Origin of the sequence: Serratia sp. CY47280 (assembly GCF_052168655.1) — a bacterium.
Lineage (GTDB): Bacteria > Pseudomonadota > Gammaproteobacteria > Enterobacterales > Enterobacteriaceae > Serratia > Serratia bockelmannii.
Window position 1 is genome coordinate 1,755,193 of record NZ_JBJNMG010000001.1, and the last position, 14,739, is coordinate 1,769,931.

General features: G+C 60.9%; 14 protein-coding genes. 6 read left to right on the forward strand and 8 right to left on the reverse strand.

The genetic code is table 11. The features are described 5' to 3' along the window. The first annotated feature begins 6 nt into the window (after positions 1-6). From ACJ8J4_RS08490 to ACJ8J4_RS08500, 3 genes are all read left to right on the forward strand, one after another. Complete coding sequence (locus ACJ8J4_RS08490; RefSeq protein ID WP_025303701.1) at positions 7-438, forward strand: tripartite tricarboxylate transporter TctB family protein; 432 nt, start codon at positions 7-9, stop codon at positions 436-438. An 11-nt stretch (positions 439-449) separates the two neighbouring features. Further along, positions 450-1,967 carry a tripartite tricarboxylate transporter permease gene (locus ACJ8J4_RS08495; RefSeq protein ID WP_016926872.1) on the forward strand — a complete coding sequence of 506 codons (1,518 nt, stop codon included), beginning with the start codon at positions 450-452 and terminating at the stop codon, positions 1,965-1,967. A gap of 518 nt (positions 1,968-2,485) precedes the next feature. Further along, on the forward strand, positions 2,486-3,283 hold the full coding sequence (locus ACJ8J4_RS08500) for an MrpH family fimbial adhesin (RefSeq protein WP_197835698.1): 798 nt from the start codon (positions 2,486-2,488) through the stop codon (positions 3,281-3,283). Positions 3,284-3,395: 112 nt separating this feature from the next. Here ACJ8J4_RS08500 and ACJ8J4_RS08505 read toward each other — a convergent pair whose 3' ends face one another. Both ACJ8J4_RS08505 and ACJ8J4_RS08510 read right to left on the reverse strand, forming a co-directional pair. Further along, entirely contained in the window at positions 3,396-4,028 is a 633-nt protein-coding gene (locus ACJ8J4_RS08505; protein ID WP_060447953.1) for a CatB-related O-acetyltransferase, read from the reverse strand. A gap of 156 nt (positions 4,029-4,184) precedes the next feature. After that, complete coding sequence (locus ACJ8J4_RS08510; RefSeq protein ID WP_089196120.1) at positions 4,185-5,180, reverse strand: DMT family transporter; 996 nt, start codon at positions 5,178-5,180, stop codon at positions 4,185-4,187. Positions 5,181-5,352: 172 nt separating this feature from the next. On the opposite strand from ACJ8J4_RS08510, the gene pdxR (ACJ8J4_RS08515) reads away from it, so the two are divergent. Next, positions 5,353-6,819 carry a MocR-like pyridoxine biosynthesis transcription factor PdxR gene (pdxR, locus tag ACJ8J4_RS08515; RefSeq protein ID WP_049207342.1) on the forward strand — a complete coding sequence of 489 codons (1,467 nt, stop codon included), beginning with the start codon at positions 5,353-5,355 and terminating at the stop codon, positions 6,817-6,819. On the opposite strand, the gene ACJ8J4_RS08520 is transcribed toward pdxR (ACJ8J4_RS08515), so the two are convergent. The 4 genes from ACJ8J4_RS08520 to ACJ8J4_RS08535 are packed head-to-tail and all read right to left on the reverse strand — an operon-like array spanning position 6,816 to position 10,470. Next, positions 6,816-7,316: a protein disulfide oxidoreductase gene (locus ACJ8J4_RS08520; protein WP_089196121.1), complete on the reverse strand. Its 501-nt coding sequence runs from the start codon at positions 7,314-7,316 to the stop codon at positions 6,816-6,818. The two genes, pdxR (ACJ8J4_RS08515) and ACJ8J4_RS08520, sit on opposite strands and share 4 nt — an antisense overlap. Continuing rightward, entirely contained in the window at positions 7,309-8,025 is a 717-nt protein-coding gene (locus ACJ8J4_RS08525) for a DsbA family protein (protein WP_049294894.1), read from the reverse strand. Before ACJ8J4_RS08525 ends, ACJ8J4_RS08520 begins: the two co-directional genes overlap by 8 nt. After that, entirely contained in the window at positions 8,022-10,058 is a 2,037-nt protein-coding gene (locus tag ACJ8J4_RS08530; protein ID WP_043140150.1) for a protein-disulfide reductase DsbD family protein, read from the reverse strand. Before ACJ8J4_RS08530 ends, ACJ8J4_RS08525 begins: the two co-directional genes overlap by 4 nt. Before the next feature lie 49 nt (positions 10,059-10,107). After that, positions 10,108-10,470 (reverse strand): hypothetical protein, encoded by a 363-nt coding sequence (locus ACJ8J4_RS08535; RefSeq protein WP_033639760.1) that lies wholly within the window; start codon positions 10,468-10,470, stop codon positions 10,108-10,110. A 205-nt stretch (positions 10,471-10,675) separates the two neighbouring features. Between ACJ8J4_RS08535 and flk the strand changes: the two genes are divergently transcribed. Then, complete coding sequence (flk, locus tag ACJ8J4_RS08540; RefSeq protein WP_049294895.1) at positions 10,676-11,704, forward strand: flagella biosynthesis regulator Flk; 1,029 nt, start codon at positions 10,676-10,678, stop codon at positions 11,702-11,704. Between the two features lie 4 nt (positions 11,705-11,708). On the opposite strand, the gene ACJ8J4_RS08545 is transcribed toward flk, so the two are convergent. Next, positions 11,709-12,164 carry a rhodanese-like domain-containing protein gene (locus ACJ8J4_RS08545; protein ID WP_043140156.1) on the reverse strand — a complete coding sequence of 152 codons (456 nt, stop codon included), beginning with the start codon at positions 12,162-12,164 and terminating at the stop codon, positions 11,709-11,711. Positions 12,165-12,257: 93 nt separating this feature from the next. Between ACJ8J4_RS08545 and pdxR (ACJ8J4_RS08550) the strand changes: the two genes are divergently transcribed. Next, complete coding sequence (gene pdxR / locus ACJ8J4_RS08550; RefSeq protein WP_442516055.1) at positions 12,258-13,691, forward strand: MocR-like pyridoxine biosynthesis transcription factor PdxR; 1,434 nt, start codon at positions 12,258-12,260, stop codon at positions 13,689-13,691. Positions 13,692-13,718: 27 nt separating this feature from the next. Here pdxR (ACJ8J4_RS08550) and ACJ8J4_RS08555 read toward each other — a convergent pair whose 3' ends face one another. Beyond that, positions 13,719-14,615 carry an endonuclease/exonuclease/phosphatase family protein gene (locus ACJ8J4_RS08555; RefSeq protein WP_015378611.1) on the reverse strand — a complete coding sequence of 299 codons (897 nt, stop codon included), beginning with the start codon at positions 14,613-14,615 and terminating at the stop codon, positions 13,719-13,721. Between the last annotated feature and the right edge of the window lie 124 nt (positions 14,616-14,739).

Consider the following 14,739-nt stretch of genomic DNA (forward strand, 5'->3'; position numbering starts at 1 on the left):
AAAACCATGAGCGATCGTATTTTTGCCGGCTTTTGGCTGCTGCTGTGTATCGGCGGGCTGTTCATCGGCTGGGGCATTCAAAGCGAATACAGCTATGAACCGCTGGGGCCGCGCCCTTTCCCGCTGGCGATCCTCAGCCTGATGGCGCTGTGCGCGGCCCTGTTGCTGCTGCGCCGCCCACAGGCGGTGGACTGGCCGCACCACAAGGTGCTGCAGCGGCTGCTGGTGCTGGTGATCACCCTGGTGCTGTATGCCTGGGGCTTTGAATGGCTGGGCTTTCCGCTGGCGACCGCGCTGCTGACGTTCAGCATCGGCCTGCTGTTTCAGGCCAGCCTGCCGGCGGCGGCCCTCTCCGGCGTCGTCATGGGCGCAGCGCTGTACTACGCCTTTGACCAACTTCTCGATGTCACACTGCCGCTCGGCATCTGGCTGAGCTAACGGGAGCGATGATGGATACCTGGATGTATTTGACCCAAGGGTTCGAAGTGGCGCTGGTGCCGCAGAACCTGATTATCGCCCTGATCGGCTGCTTCGTCGGCACCATCGTCGGCCTGCTGCCGGGCCTCGGGCCGATCAACGGCGTGGCGATCCTGCTGCCGCTGGCATTTGCCCTCAAGCTGCCGGCCGAATCGGCGCTAATCCTGCTGGCGACGGTGTATATCGGCTGCGAGTACGGCGGACGCATCTCGTCGATTCTGCTCAACGTGCCGGGCGATGCGGCGGCGATCATGACCGCGCTGGACGGCTACCCGATGGCGCAGCAGGGGCGCGCCGGCGTGGCGCTGTCCATCTCGGCGGTCAGCTCGTTCGTCGGATCGATGATCGCCATCGGCGGCATCATCCTGTTCGCGCCGCTGCTGGCCCGCTGGTCGCTGGCCTTCGGCCCGGCGGAGTATTTCGCCCTGATGGTGTTCGCCATCGCCTGCCTCGGCAGCATGATGAGCCAGAACCCGCTGAAATCGCTGCTGGCGGCGCTGATCGGCCTGGGGCTGGCGACGGTGGGCGTCGACGCCAACACCGGCGTTTACCGCTTTACCTTCGACAGTGTGCACCTCTCCGACGGCGTGCAGTTTATCGTGGTGGTGATCGGCCTGTTCTCGGTCAGCGAAATCCTGCTGATGCTGGAAAGCACCAGCGCCGGGCAAAAGCTGGTGCGTAAAACCGGCCGGTTGCTGTTCAACCGCAAAGAGGCGGCGCAGTGCGCAGGCCCGACCCTGCGCTCGTCGGTGATCGGTTTCTTCGTCGGCATTCTGCCGGGCGCCGGCGCCACCATCGCCAGCGCGTTGACCTACATGACCGAGAAGAAAATCAGCGGTAACAGCGACACCTTCGGCAAGGGCGACATCCGCGGCGTAGCGGCGCCGGAAGCGGCCAACAACGCCTCGGCCTGCGGCTCATTCATTCCGATGCTGACGCTGGGGGTGCCGGGTTCCGGCACCACGGCGGTGATGATGGGGGCGCTGACGCTGTACAACATCACCCCCGGCCCGGCGATGTTCACCGAACAGCCGGATATCGTCTGGGGGCTGATCGCCGCACTGCTGATCGCTAACGTCATTCTGCTGATCATGAACCTGCCGCTGGTCGGCCTGTTCACCCGCATGCTGACCATTCCGCTGTGGTTCCTGGTGCCGGCGATCGCCGCAGTTTCCGCGGTGGGGGTTTATGCGGTGCACAGCACCACCTTCGACCTGCTGTTGATGGTGGGGTTGGGCGTGTTCGGCTATATCCTGCGGAAAATGCACTTCCCGATGTCGCCGCTGATTCTGGGCTTCGTGCTGGGTGAGATGCTGGAGCAGAACCTGCGCCGCGCGCTGTCGATCAGCAACGGCGAATTCGGCATCCTGTGGAGCAGCAGCATCGCGCAAACGCTGCTGGTGCTGGCGGTCGCGGTACTGGCGCTGCCGCCGCTGCTGCGCCTGATGCGTAAACGCCGCCAACCGGCGGCCGAGGCCAAGGCCGAGTAATGCGAAACGGGCGGTGTTATGATCTCTGATGCCGATCGTTTGAGAGAGCTTGAATAAGCCGACCAGAGAAAAAATCCAGAGCCAGACTTTTGACTCTGGATTTTTCATGTCTAAACACGCAAAAACTTTTGTTGTCCGCGATTGATCCATTACAGATGTCCGTTACCTTTTTGATACCGTTTTTTAACCTGATAACGGCTATCAATTTTTGCCACTACATTTGGCCCCTCCTCCTCCTCCCCCCACACACACTCTACGTGACCCTTTTATATCGTTATTGACGGAGAGAGTGAAGAAAGTAACCTGAGCTATTACATTGTCATTAATTATACTTTTTATTTAATCATAAAAATAAAAACCCAGACTAAATCAACCAGCTAATTCGAGAACCCAAATTATTGCTGTTCACTCAGACACATGATAATGTGATGCCGATATTCTCTATAAATCCACCAAAACATGGGCGGCATTATAGATGACAATCAATAGGGAAGATAAATATAAAATCAGGAGTTATAATGTTTAGAATATTTATTTTTTGCTGCACATTTTTATTATCTCAACAAGCTATAGCTGGCGCATATATGCTTCCCGTATCTTTTGTTAACCTAACGGTTGTTCAATCGTTGGTTGCGTGGGATGAGAACCCTTCTGATCTCAATCCTTGTTATGGATGGTCGTCTTGTTTTATTGGCCCTGATGTCAAATACAGTACCCGAAATCCTGGGCTACATGGCTCATGTATAGACTCTAAAAATTGTCTTCGAATTGAAAAATATAGAACCGCAAAAGAAATAGAGATCGCCTGGAAAAACTCCTTTGGCATTCCATGGACCTCGCGACCCTACCTGGTGAACGGTAGGGATGCCAGTTGCGTTGGGCTTTTTTATGTACATACGCCATCACTAGCCGGGGGGGCGTTTTTATGGCCTAATTCTGTTTGCGGCAAATTGCCTCCCCAAAACCAATCTTGTGATGTGAATCTCCCTCCTGTGATAGATTTTGGTACGCTTTCGCAGGACGAGATTTCCGGGATGGAGAGAACGATTTATGGAACAATCGGATGCACTCAGTCAGGCACGGTAAAAATATATGCCCAATCTACATTAGGCGATGGAAATATTTATTTCAGAAACACCAAAAATTTTTATTCGACGCTTTTTTTAGATGGAAATTCCGCATGGACAGGCGTGGATTATTCTTTGACTAGCGGCCAACAGAAAAATATCAATCTAAAAGCAAAACTGACAGCCAATAATACCGTAGATCCAGGACCTTTCTCAGGCAATGCTATTATATACATTGCATTTCTATAATGCAGCTATACGGCTGCCGTGGAGCGAGGATTAACAGTCGGAGAGTTTCTGGTACACTTGGCCCGATTATCTCAGTCACACTCGGACGGGGTCATTACCCCGTCCTTTTCATTTAATAACGCTTAATGTTGCATATCGCCCGCTCTACGGCCGCAATATCATTGTCGACCAGCAAAGGCTGTACCACCGCAAAGTCCGCCTCGGACAAGTCATAGAGGCGTAACGCAAGCAACCGCGCGATAACTTCCGGCGCGAATCGCCAACGGATAAACCTCGCCGGGTTACCGCCGACGATGGCATAAGGCTCAACATCGCCGACCACCACGCTGCCGGCGGCGACGATCGCCCCTTCGCCTATCGATACCCCTGGCATCAACATCGCCCGCATGCCAATCCAGCAACCGTCCCCCAGCCGGGTGTCGCCTTTGGGGCGGTACGCCCGTTTGATGGTTTCCATAAAGGGGTACAGGCTCAACCAGTCGATACGGTGGGTGTGATTGCCCCCCATCAGGATCACCGCTTCGGCCGCGATGCACACATAATCGCCGATCAGCAAGCGATCTATGTCACCCAGCGGCTGCCATTGCCGGCTGACCGCGTCGCCGTGCAGATAGCGCACTACCGAGCGTTCGAAGCCGTTATCCCAACAGTCGCTGTAGTAGCTGTGGGTGCCTTTGACGATGATATTCGGGTTGGTCACCGTCTGATGCAGCAGTTCGGTGTTGGACCAATGTTTTTTGGACATGGCGTATTCTCTTGTTACGGGAATAAAAGCCACGGAACGGAATGTCTGTGGCCGTGTTGTCGTTCACTCAACACGGCCATTCAAGCGATAAGCGCTCGTTTCAATCTCGGGTTATTCATCATTACCGCCTCTCTTGCGAGGCGTAATGGTAGCCGATCACGCCTCGGCGGTCTTGCTTTTCAACAGCAGCACTCCGCCCATCACCAGCGAGCTGCCCAGCAGCTGCAGCTGATTCATGTTTTCCCCCAGCAGGAAATAGGCGATCACCGCGGTGAAAACCAGCTCCAACGACAGGATCAGGTTGGCTACGGCCAGCGGCAGCGTTTTCAGGCTGATGTTATACAACCCGAAGCCCAACAGCGTCGGCCCGGCGGCCAGCGCCAGCAGCAACAGCCAGCCGCTCCACTGAATGCCCTGCGCGCCGTGCGACAGGAACCACAGAGAGCCGGCCATGCCGTGGAACGCCGCCAGCGGGAACGCCGTCAGCGCCGCGTTGAACACCAGCTGATACAGTGCCGAAAAACCGAAAACGTACAAAATGGTGTTCCACACCGGATAGCCCCGTTCGCTGGCCACCCGCCCGCCGAGGGTATACAGGGTATAGCCGATGCCCGACAGCATCCCCACCAGCAGCCCCAACAAGTCGAAGTGCTGGTTGCCCATGCTGTCGCCGTTGCTGACCAGGAAACAACCGCCCAGGCTGATGGCGATCACCAGCAGTTGGCGCAGCGTCAGGCGTTCGCTGTACATCACCCAGCCGAGGAACACGGTAAAGCCCACCGAGCAGTAGGTCAGAATGGTCGCCACCGATGCGCCGTTCAGCGCCACCGACAGCGTCCACAGGCTGTTGAACAGCGCCAGCAGCAGCCCGTAAAGCGCGTAGAACAATACCTGTTCACGGCGCAGGCGCGCCCACTGCGGTTTCACCACCAACAGCAGCGGCAACAGCACCAGCGCCACCAGCGCCGCGCGCCAGAACGCCAGCACGAAAGTCGGCAGGTGATAGTACTCGGTCAGCGCGCGAATGATGATGGCGGTAAAGGCCAGCAGCATGGCGCTGATAATGGCGATGACGTAACCCTGGCGGCTGCCCTGAAAGAGACGCGCGCTGGGCAGCAAAGGCCGGGCGGAAACGCCTGACGGTAATGACATGAGATCCTCGGAGAAATGGCGACATAAATACTCAGGCACAGAGTGTAACTCGGCCATTTTTTCTCACTATAGCCACTTTACGGCGTTGTCATGCAGGCCACTTTTCTGCGCTTGAAGCCCCGTTGACATGGGTTATAGTAAAAAGCTCTCTCCCTAACCGGGCCAATTTCGCATGCACATTCCGTTAGATCGCGAGCAGGACGTTCCGCTCTATTTACAGATCGAAGAAGCGCTGCGGCGCGCCATCCTCACCGGCGTGTTCGTCGATGGCGACAAGCTGCCCTCGACGCGCACGCTGGCGGCCGAGCTGGCGGTCAGCCGTTTAACGGTGGATAACGCCTACGCCGAGCTGGCGGCCAAGGGCTTTTTGCATCAGCGGCGCGGCAGCGGCGCCTATGTTGCGCACCCGCAGACGCAGGCGCGCCCAGCCCGGCCGAGCAGCGATACCCCCTTCCCGCTGGAAAGCTTCACCACCCTCACCTCGCGGCTGGACGGCTATGCCGACGCCCCGCTGCCCGAGGGGCTGATCAACTTCGCCGCCGGCGTCGGCAGCCCTAAGGTGTTTCCGCTGGAGGCGTTTCGCAAAGTGCTGCTGTCGGTGCTCAGCCGCCACGCGGAAGAGGCCTTCAGCTACGGCGAATACTGCGGCTACTACCCGCTGCGCGATACGCTGAGCCGCATCCTCAGCGCACAGGGTATCCCCACGCAGGCGGAACAGGTGCTGATCACCAACGGCTCGCAGCATGCCATCAGCCTGGTGGTGCAAAGCCTGCTGACACCGGGCGATACGGTGATCGTCGAAGAGCCGACCTACGCCGAAGCGCTGGGCCTGCTGCGCCAGCACCGCATCAATATCGTCACCGTGCCCGGCGATCGCCACGGCATGCTGGTCGAACGATTGCCCGAGTTGCTGGAACGCCACCGCCCTAAACTGATCTACACCATCCCCAATTTCCACAACCCGACCGGCCGCTGCCTGAGCGAGGTGCGTCGGCGACGCCTACTGGCGATCGCCCAACAGGCCGGCGTGGTGATCCTGGAGGACGATTTCGTCGGCGATCTGCGTTACCAGGGCAAGCAGCTGCCGTCGCTGCGCGCGCTGGCGCAGCCGGGCGCGGTGATCTACGTCAGCACTTTCTCCAAGATGCTGCTGCCCAGCATGCGCATCGGCTATCTGGTGGCGGACAGCGAACACTATCAGCGTTTTGCCAGGCTGAAACACGTCGACAGCTTCACCAGCTCCAGTCTGATCCAGCGGGCACTGGACGCGTTCGTCACCGTCGGCCGTTACGACAAGCAGCTGCGGCGCGCCGGGCGCGTCTACCGCCGCCATCTGGAAGTGATGATCGACGCGTTGCAACGGCGGTTGCCGCCGGGGTGCCGTTTCGAAACGCCGCAAGGCGGCTTGTTTATCTGGCTGACGCTGCCCGCGACGGTAACCACCACCGAACTGATGCCGGTGGCCTGGCGACACGGCGTCACTTTCGCGCGCGGCGAATGCTTTTATGCCCAGGAACAGCTGGGCGCGCACAGTCTGCGGCTAAACTTTGCCGCCAACTCGCCGCCGCAGATTGAAGAAGGTATCGCCCGGCTAGGCCGGGCGATTGAGGAAGTGATAACAGAGAAAAACGCCGGTTAGACGGCGGCCCACCACAGCCGCAGCTTCATCCCCCAGTAACTGGTCCAGCCGGTGGTACTCTGCACCACTTTGCCCTGCGAGATCACCACGAAGGTCGGCGTCACGCCAATCTGCCACTGCGCCGAGAGCGTACCGGCCGGATCGTTGACCACCGGCAGCGCCAGCCGTTTGCGTGCCAGCCACTGTTTCACCTGGGTATCGTCGCCCGAGCGCAGCGCGACGGTCAGCACGTTGCCGCCCGTCGCCTGCAAACGGGCGACGTCCGGCGTGGTGAAACGGCAGACGCCGCACCAACTGGCCCAGAAGTAAACCAGCAGCGGCCGTTCATGGCTGAGCTGCGCCAACGATACGCGATCACCGTCCAACGTGGTCAGCGTCTGGGCATCGAAGGCCGGCGGCGCCTGCGGCGCGTTCAGCCAATCCATTACCGTGACCACCGCCAGTACGATCAGCGCCAGCAGCAGCAACTCGCGCCCCCAGCGCTTGAGCTTAGCCATGGTTGGCCTTCGCCAGCTGCTGCTTCACCATCGTTTCCAGCTCTTCATAGGACACCGCCCCCGGCAGCATCCGATCGCCGATCAGCGTCGCCGGCGTCCCTTGTACGCCCAATTGTTCCGCCAATTCCATATTGGTGCGCAGCGTGGTCATGCTTTGTTCGCTCGGAGCCACCGCCTTGACGCCGGTTTTCTCCTGCGCGGCGGCGATGCTGGCCTTGTCGTGGAAGCCCTTTTTCGCCATCAGCCGCTGGTGCAAAGCCCAGAATTGATCCGGATGCTGCTGCCAGGTGGTGAGCGCCACGCGCGCCGAGCTGACCGAGCTTTCGCCCTTGAACGGCAATAGCTTCACCACCAGCGCCACATCCGGGTATTGCTTGACGATCTTCTCCAGCATCGGATCAAACCGCTTGCAGTACGGGCAGTTATAGTCGGTAAAGGTCACCAGCGTCAGTTTGGCGTTGGCGGCGCCCAGGCGCGGGCTGGCCGGATCCTGATACAGCGTTTTGGCATTCTGCTTGATAGCCTGGCTGATTTGCTGGCCTGCGGTCTGCTGCTGCCAGGCGTCCACCGCCTGCGCCAGAATGTCCGGGTTGGACACCAGCGTTTCGCGGATCATCTCTTTAATGCGCGCCTCTTGCGCCGGGGTGAAAGGCTCGGCGGCCCACGCCGGGGCGGCGATGATCATCAGTAAAATCAGTAGCTTTTTCATTGTTCGGTTCCTTTGGCATGGGAGAGCGTTTGCAGCACGGCGTCACGGGTCAACAGCGGGGATAACACCTCGCCGTCCGGGCTGCCGGGGCCATAGATTTGGTTGAAAGGCACGGCGACGCTGCCGCGCTTTTGCAGGAAGGCGCTGATGTCGGCCGACGGGCGGCTCCAGTCGCCGCGCAGCGCGACCACATCGTCGGCGCTCAGCGCGCGCTGTACGTCATCGCGCAGCAGCACATTGAATTTGTTGGCTTTACAGGTCACGCACCAGTCGGCGGTCACGTCGACGAACACCCGCTTATGCTGGGCCAGCGCCTCGGCAATCGCCTGTTCGCTCAGCGGTTGCCACTGCACCCGATCCTGCAACGGTTGGCGCCACAGGCCGGCGGTCAGCGAGCCGGCCAACAAGGCCACGCCAGCCAGCACCAACGTGCCCGCCGCCAGCTTGGCCGCTAACCGTGCTCCCTGCTGACGCCATACTGCCAGCAGCAACGCCAGCAGCGCCAGCGCCCCCAGCCACAGCGTGGCCTGCACGCCGATATGATTGCTCAGCAGGCTCAGCAGCCACAGCGACGACGCCAGCATCAACAACCCCATCGCCAGCTTGACGGTATTCATCCAGTGGCCGGGGCGCGGCAAGCGCAGCGCCAGCGAAGGCCAGGCGGCAATCAGCAGCCACGGCAGGCTCATGCCGATGCCGAGTGCGATGAACATGCCCCACAGCACCGGCAGCGACGCCGCCAGCGCGAAGGCCACCGCCGTGCCGAGAAACGGCGCCGAGCACGGCGTCGCCAGTAGCGTAGCGAACGCGCCCTGCCAGAAATGGCCGCTCAGACCGTGCCCGTTATGGGTGGCCAGTGAGGTATTCAGATCGGATGAGAGGCGCAGATGGAACAGGCCAAACAGGTTGGCGCTGAACAGCAGCGTCACCAGCACCATAAAGCCGATAAACCACGGATTCTGGAACTGAATGCCCCAGCCAAGCGCGTGGTTGCCGAGTCTCAGCAGCGTCATCAGCAAGGCCAACGCCATAAACGAGGCGACGATACCCAGCGACGACGCCAGGAACTGCAAACGAACGCTGCGCCGATCGCGATGCTCCACCTGCAGGATAGAACCGAGCTTGATGCCCAGCACTGGCAGCACGCACGGCATCAGGTTGAGGATTAACCCACCCGCCAGCGCCATCAATACCGCTTGCCATAACGGGAACGCCGCACCGGCAGGCGCGGCCAGCGGATCGCCAATCGGCAGCGTAATCTGCTGCGCCATGCCGCCGTCGTCAATCACCAACGTCAGCGTTTTGCCGCGCAGATCCGGCGCCGCATCGCCCCAACCGTCGCTGACCGGCACTCGCGCCAACAGCTGAGCACCGTCGGTCTCGACCTGCGGCTTGCCGAGATCGGCATCCGCTAGCGTATCGAAGAACAGCGCGGGTTGCTGCCAACCGGCGGCACGTTCGGCGGAAATCTGCAGCTCGCCGCTGCGGTAACCGGCCTTGACGCTTTCCGCCAACCCAGCGGCGATCGGCACCTGCCCCATCGCCTGCGCGAAATCGTGGTTAAACAGCGGATCGTTCGGCGTAGTCAGATCCAGGCTGAACGGGTAGTCGGTCAGAATGCAGACATTGCTGCAAGTGGACAGCGTCAGGGTGCCCGCCAGCGGGCCGGACACCTGGCCTGGCATCACGATCGGCAGCGTGACCCGATCGTGATAGCCCTGGGTGGAAATGCCGGCCACCTCGAAACGCTGCGGCGTCGGCCAGTGCCAGGTTGCGGGCGGCGGGTTGCCCTGCCAGACGATAGCCGGCGCGATGCCGCCTTCGCCTGGAGAGCGCCAGTAGGTTTTCCAGCCTTTTTGCAGCTCGACCGACAGCAGCAGACGGGTCTCTCCCGGCTGTGACGTGTCGGCGCGCAGTCGCACCTTGGCATGATCGTTGGCCGGATTTTGCAGCCAGCCGCTGTCCGCCGCCTGCAAGGCGGGCAGCCACAGCATAAACAGGCAAGCGCAGGCCAGCCTGATAATTTTCAACATGTTAATTCTCCATAAATGATTAATTCACCGCGAAAAACGGGCGATTAACTCATTCACGGAAGACGCATAATCGAAGGTGCACCCTGAGGGTGGGCGGAGAAATGGCGCGAGGAGGAGGAATGCGCAGACGCGCGGCAATGGTCGGCGCCAACAGAGCCAGCAGCAGACCCAGCCCGAACAGCACGGTTTCGAACATTACCGGCGGCGCAGCCAGCAATGATTTGGCGCTCAGTTCACAGGGCGTCGGCTGCGCTTCGGCGGCGGCATCGCTGGACTGAACGGCGGTAGCGGCCGGGATCCCCAGCGTTTGCTGCAGCGCATGCAGGCCCGCCATGCGCTGGGTCATGCACGTCAGCACCACCAGGCAAGCCAGGCATAAAAACCATTTTGCAATCCGCTGCCGTTTAACCATGCCATCCTCATGTTCAGATCTGGGGTTATCTTAGCGGCGCAGACGCGATTAGCAACGTTTTGTCGGTAAAGAAATGTCTGAGCGGCGGTATTGATGGCGGCGAATTACAGGTATCATAGAGGGTAAGCCTGCGCTTTTCGCCGGGTACGATGACGATTCTCTCCTCCAGGCACACTGCGGGGATACACAGCGAAGGACTGGTGATATGCAACCTTTGAGTGGGCCGGGCACCCCAATCGCCGGCGAGCGCCCCCCTTCCCCGGGCAAAGCGGCGGCCACTGACGATCAACCCCTCTCTCCGGCGCAGCGCACGACGCTGGAAAAACTGATCGTGAAAATCATGACGCTCAGCCCGGCAAAGTCGGCGGAGATCTGGGCGTCTCTGCGTCACGATCTTGGCGCCGACAACGGCGGCGAACTGCTGGCGCGCCATTTTCAACCGGCGGAACAGCTGCTGCAAACGCGCCTGACGCAGGCGCAGCAAAACCACGCCGGGCGCCAGCTGTTGCAACAGCTGGCCGAATTACTGCCCCTGGGCAACAACCGCCAGGCGGTCAGCGACTTTATTCGCCAGCAGTTCGGCCATACGGTGCTGAGCCAGTTGAGCCCGCCGCAGCTGCAGCAAGTGCTGAATCTGTTGCAGACCGGCGGCCTGACCATTCCCCAGCCGCAGCAAACCGCCACCAGCGATCGCCCGCTGCTGCCCGCAGAGCATCAAAGCCTGCAGCAGCAGATCACCAAACTCAGTGCCGCCACCGGCGAAGCGCCGGCTAAAATCTGGCAAACGCTGTTCGATCTGGCGGGTGTGAAAACCAACGATCCGCTGCCGGCGCGCCACTTCCAGCTGCTGAACCAGTTTTTACAGGTGAAAGTGGCGCTCAGCCCGCAGAGCGCACCGACGCTGAACAACCTGCTGGCGGCGCTCAAACAGCCGGCGGACGAGCAAGAACTGCAGCAGATGAACGACTATTGCCAGGCGCGCTTCAACTGCGGCGCCAATGCGCCGCTGACGCACCCGCAAATGAGCGACGCCATTCATCAACTGTTTGCCCGCCGTCTGGAGAAGGCCGGCCAGGCGCAGCCGATCGCCAGCCACCCTGTCGAGCCACAGCCGCTGCTCAACCCGCTGATCGCCGCCCTGCCTCTGCCACTGCAAAAAGCGCTCAGCAAGCCGGCCGTGGCGCTGATCCTGCTGCTGTTGGTGCTGGCCGTGGTGCTGGCGCTGGTATTTTAACGCCTCAGGCGCAGCCGCAGTCCGCAACAGCCGCCCGATCGCGCAGCGATCCCGGCTGTTCGCCGATGGCCAACGGATGGCCGTCGCGCAGCCAGAAATCCAGCCCGCCAATCAACTCCTTCACCCTGAACCCCAACGTCGCCAGCTTGTAGGCGCCTTTGGTGGAACCGTTGCAGCCAATGCCGTCGCAGTAGGTCACATACACCTTTTGGCGATCCAGGTGCGCCGTGCCGGCTTCATCCATCAGGCGATGCGGCAAGCTGAACGCGCCGGGGATATGCCCGGCGGCGTACAGCGCCTCCGCACGGGTATCGATCACCACCATCCCGTCCACGCCATTGCGCAAATCTTCCGCCACGTCCCAGGCATCCGCATAGCGGCTCAGTTTGGCCGCCAGATAGGCCAGGCTCTCTTCCGGCGCCGCTGGCGGAAAAGCCAGCACCAAGGATTCTTTCGGCATATCACTCACTCCCGTTGATCAAGACAGATGACAATAGTGCCCGATTTTGGTCTTATGATTGATACCCATTTTTTACTCATGATAAGACCCATTATGCGGCACACGCTGATCACGCTGTTTCAGCAATCGCCTCACGCCGCCGGCACGCTGCGCGATCGTCTGTGTGCGGCATTGCGGCAGGCCATCCACCACGGCGCATTAAACGTTGGGCAACGCCTGCCTTCCAGCAGGGTGTTGGCCCGCGATCTGAGCCTCTCGCGGGTGACCGTAGAAGCGGCGTACGGCCAGTTGGAGGCAGAGGGGTATTTGCAGCGCCGCGTCGGCCAGGGCACATTTGTGGCGATCCGTATCGCCAAGTCGCCACCACCGGCGACCGGCTCCGGCATGCCACGTCTTTCGCTGCGCGGCCAACAGATCGTGCAAACCGGCGGCTGCCGCGATCCGCAGTATCCTCAGGCCTTCGCTGCCGGCTCGCCGGACCTGCGCGCGTTTCCGCTGGCCTTATGGAAGCAGCTGACCGCGCAGCGCCTGCGGCTACAGGGAGAAAGCCTGCTGCGCTACGGCGACCCGCAGGGCTATTTGCCGCTGCGTGAAGCGATTGCCGCCCACGTCAACCAAACGCGCGGCGTAATCTGCGATGCAAACCAGGTTATCGTGCTGACCAGTTCGCAGCAGGCGCTGCAACTGATTGCCACGTTACTGCTGGACAGCGGCGACAGCGTCTGGATGGAAGAGCCGGGTTACGCCGGGGCGAGAAACGCCTTTATCAGCGCCGGCGCCGCGCTGACGCCGGTGGCCGTAGACGGCGACGGCCTGCAAGCAGAACCTTCCTTGCCCGATCCGCGTTTGATTTATCTGACGCCCTCGCACCAATACCCGACCGGCGCGGCGCTCAGCCTGGCGCGCCGCTTGGCGTTGCTGGCGCTGGCGGAGCGGCAACAGGCCTGGATCATTGAGGACGATTACGACAGCGAATTTCACTACGACGGGCTGCCGATTCCGTCGATGCAAGGCTTGGATCGCCATGGCCGTGTGCTCTATCTCGGCACCTTCTCCAAATCGCTGTTCCCTTCGCTGCGGCTGGCGTACCTGATCGTGCCACCCGCGCTGGTCGAACCGTTCGTCACCGCGCGCACGGTCTATGACGGCCATAGCGCGCAGCTGATGCAGGCGATCACCGCCGAATTCATCCGTCAGGGGCACTTCGCCGCGCATATTCGCTATATGCGCCAGCTCTACCACAGCCGGCGCGATGTGCTGCTGACGGAAGTACGCGAAAAACTCGGCCACTTCGCCACACCCGCCCCTGCCGCCGGCGGTCTGCAGCTCAGCGTTTGGCTGCAGCCCGGCCGGGAGGCGGCACTCAGCCAACAGGCGCGGCGGCTCGGCGTCCTTACGCCCGGGTTAACTGCGCAATACCAAACGGTTCAGGCCCAGCGCGACGGATGGCTGCTGGGCTTTTCGGCCCTGACCCCGGGCGAGATCCGCAGCGCCGTCGAGCGGCTGGCGCGGATCGTTGTGGCTTAGCCCTGCCCTGGAAAGACGCCGGCCGGCTTATTGCTCGGTCAGGCGCATCTCCGCCACCAGCGGCAGGTGATCGCTCACCGCCGGCCAGTGCACGCCATTCCAATCGCCGCTGGCGTTCGGCACCGTCAGGCTGTCCAGATGCCAACGCTGCGCATTGCCGGTGAAGATATAATCCACCTTGATCTCGGCGTTTTCCGCCGGCCAGCTGCGACCGTCCTGCCCGTTGGGCATGATGTCGTTCCAATAGCGGCTCAGCTCCAGCCAGGTGACGCTGCCCGGCACGTCGTTCATGTCGCCGAACAGCAGTTTGATGCCGCGCACTTCGATAGTGCGATCGTTCAGCTCCCGCACCTGATCCAGACGCATCGTCGGATCTTCCTTGGTATCGAGATGGGTGTTGAACAGGGTGATCGGCGTCGGGAACTCCGGCACGTCAACTTTGGCGCTGAAGGCGATGCGCTGCTCGCGCTGGCCGGACGGCAACGGATAGATTACGGCATCGTGCAGCGGATACTTCGAGAGAAACGCCAGGCCGTATTCACCGCCGTCGAAATCGATCGCCCGGCCGAACACCGCCTGCATGCCGGTCAGCTTCGCCAGTTCCGCCGCCTGATCGACCCGCCCGCTGCGGGCGGTGAGTTTATCCACCTCCTGCAGCGCCACCACGTCGACGTTCATCGCGCGAATCGCCTTGGCGATGGCGGTCATGTCGCTGACCTTGCCGGCGGCGATATTGAAGCTGGCGACGCGGATCTTCGGCGCCTGCTCCAGCTCGTAGGTTTTGTTCTTCAGGCCGCCCAACGCGCTGGCCACTTCGCGGCTGTTGGCGTTGCTGTTGGCGTGCCCGGTATCGGCAGACGACCAGGCGCTGTGAGAGATGCCCAGGGACAGTAAAGTGATAAGCAGAGCGTGACCGGTATGCATGAATTCTCCTTGAGGGACAGATAAGTGTTATGTGGGCGCTTCCCGGCCCACAGCTAACACCGATTTTGCCGCAGAAACCTGCGACTATTTCCTAGTTGCACCGCTATTTTTCGTTTCTGCGCGA

Bases quoted from the DNA above. Each gene is read 5' to 3' on its own strand.
- ACJ8J4_RS08490 (WP_025303701.1), top strand. From the start codon at position 7: ATGAGCGATCGTATTTTTGCCGGCTTTTGGCTGCTGCTGTGTATCGGC.
- ACJ8J4_RS08495 (WP_016926872.1), top strand. From the start codon at position 450: ATGGATACCTGGATGTATTTGACCCAAGGGTTCGAAGTGGCGCTGGTG.
- ACJ8J4_RS08500 (WP_197835698.1), top strand. From the start codon at position 2,486: ATGTTTAGAATATTTATTTTTTGCTGCACATTTTTATTATCTCAACAA.
- ACJ8J4_RS08505 (WP_060447953.1), bottom strand. From the start codon at position 4,028: ATGTCCAAAAAACATTGGTCCAACACCGAACTGCTGCATCAGACGGTG.
- ACJ8J4_RS08510 (WP_089196120.1), bottom strand. From the start codon at position 5,180: ATGTCATTACCGTCAGGCGTTTCCGCCCGGCCTTTGCTGCCCAGCGCG.
- pdxR (WP_049207342.1), top strand. From the start codon at position 5,353: ATGCACATTCCGTTAGATCGCGAGCAGGACGTTCCGCTCTATTTACAG.
- ACJ8J4_RS08520 (WP_089196121.1), bottom strand. From the start codon at position 7,316: ATGGCTAAGCTCAAGCGCTGGGGGCGCGAGTTGCTGCTGCTGGCGCTG.
- ACJ8J4_RS08525 (WP_049294894.1), bottom strand. From the start codon at position 8,025: ATGAAAAAGCTACTGATTTTACTGATGATCATCGCCGCCCCGGCGTGG.
- ACJ8J4_RS08530 (WP_043140150.1), bottom strand. From the start codon at position 10,058: ATGTTGAAAATTATCAGGCTGGCCTGCGCTTGCCTGTTTATGCTGTGG.
- ACJ8J4_RS08535 (WP_033639760.1), bottom strand. From the start codon at position 10,470: ATGGTTAAACGGCAGCGGATTGCAAAATGGTTTTTATGCCTGGCTTGC.
- flk (WP_049294895.1), top strand. From the start codon at position 10,676: ATGCAACCTTTGAGTGGGCCGGGCACCCCAATCGCCGGCGAGCGCCCC.
- ACJ8J4_RS08545 (WP_043140156.1), bottom strand. From the start codon at position 12,164: ATGCCGAAAGAATCCTTGGTGCTGGCTTTTCCGCCAGCGGCGCCGGAA.
- pdxR (WP_442516055.1), top strand. From the start codon at position 12,258: ATGCGGCACACGCTGATCACGCTGTTTCAGCAATCGCCTCACGCCGCC.
- ACJ8J4_RS08555 (WP_015378611.1), bottom strand. From the start codon at position 14,615: ATGCATACCGGTCACGCTCTGCTTATCACTTTACTGTCCCTGGGCATC.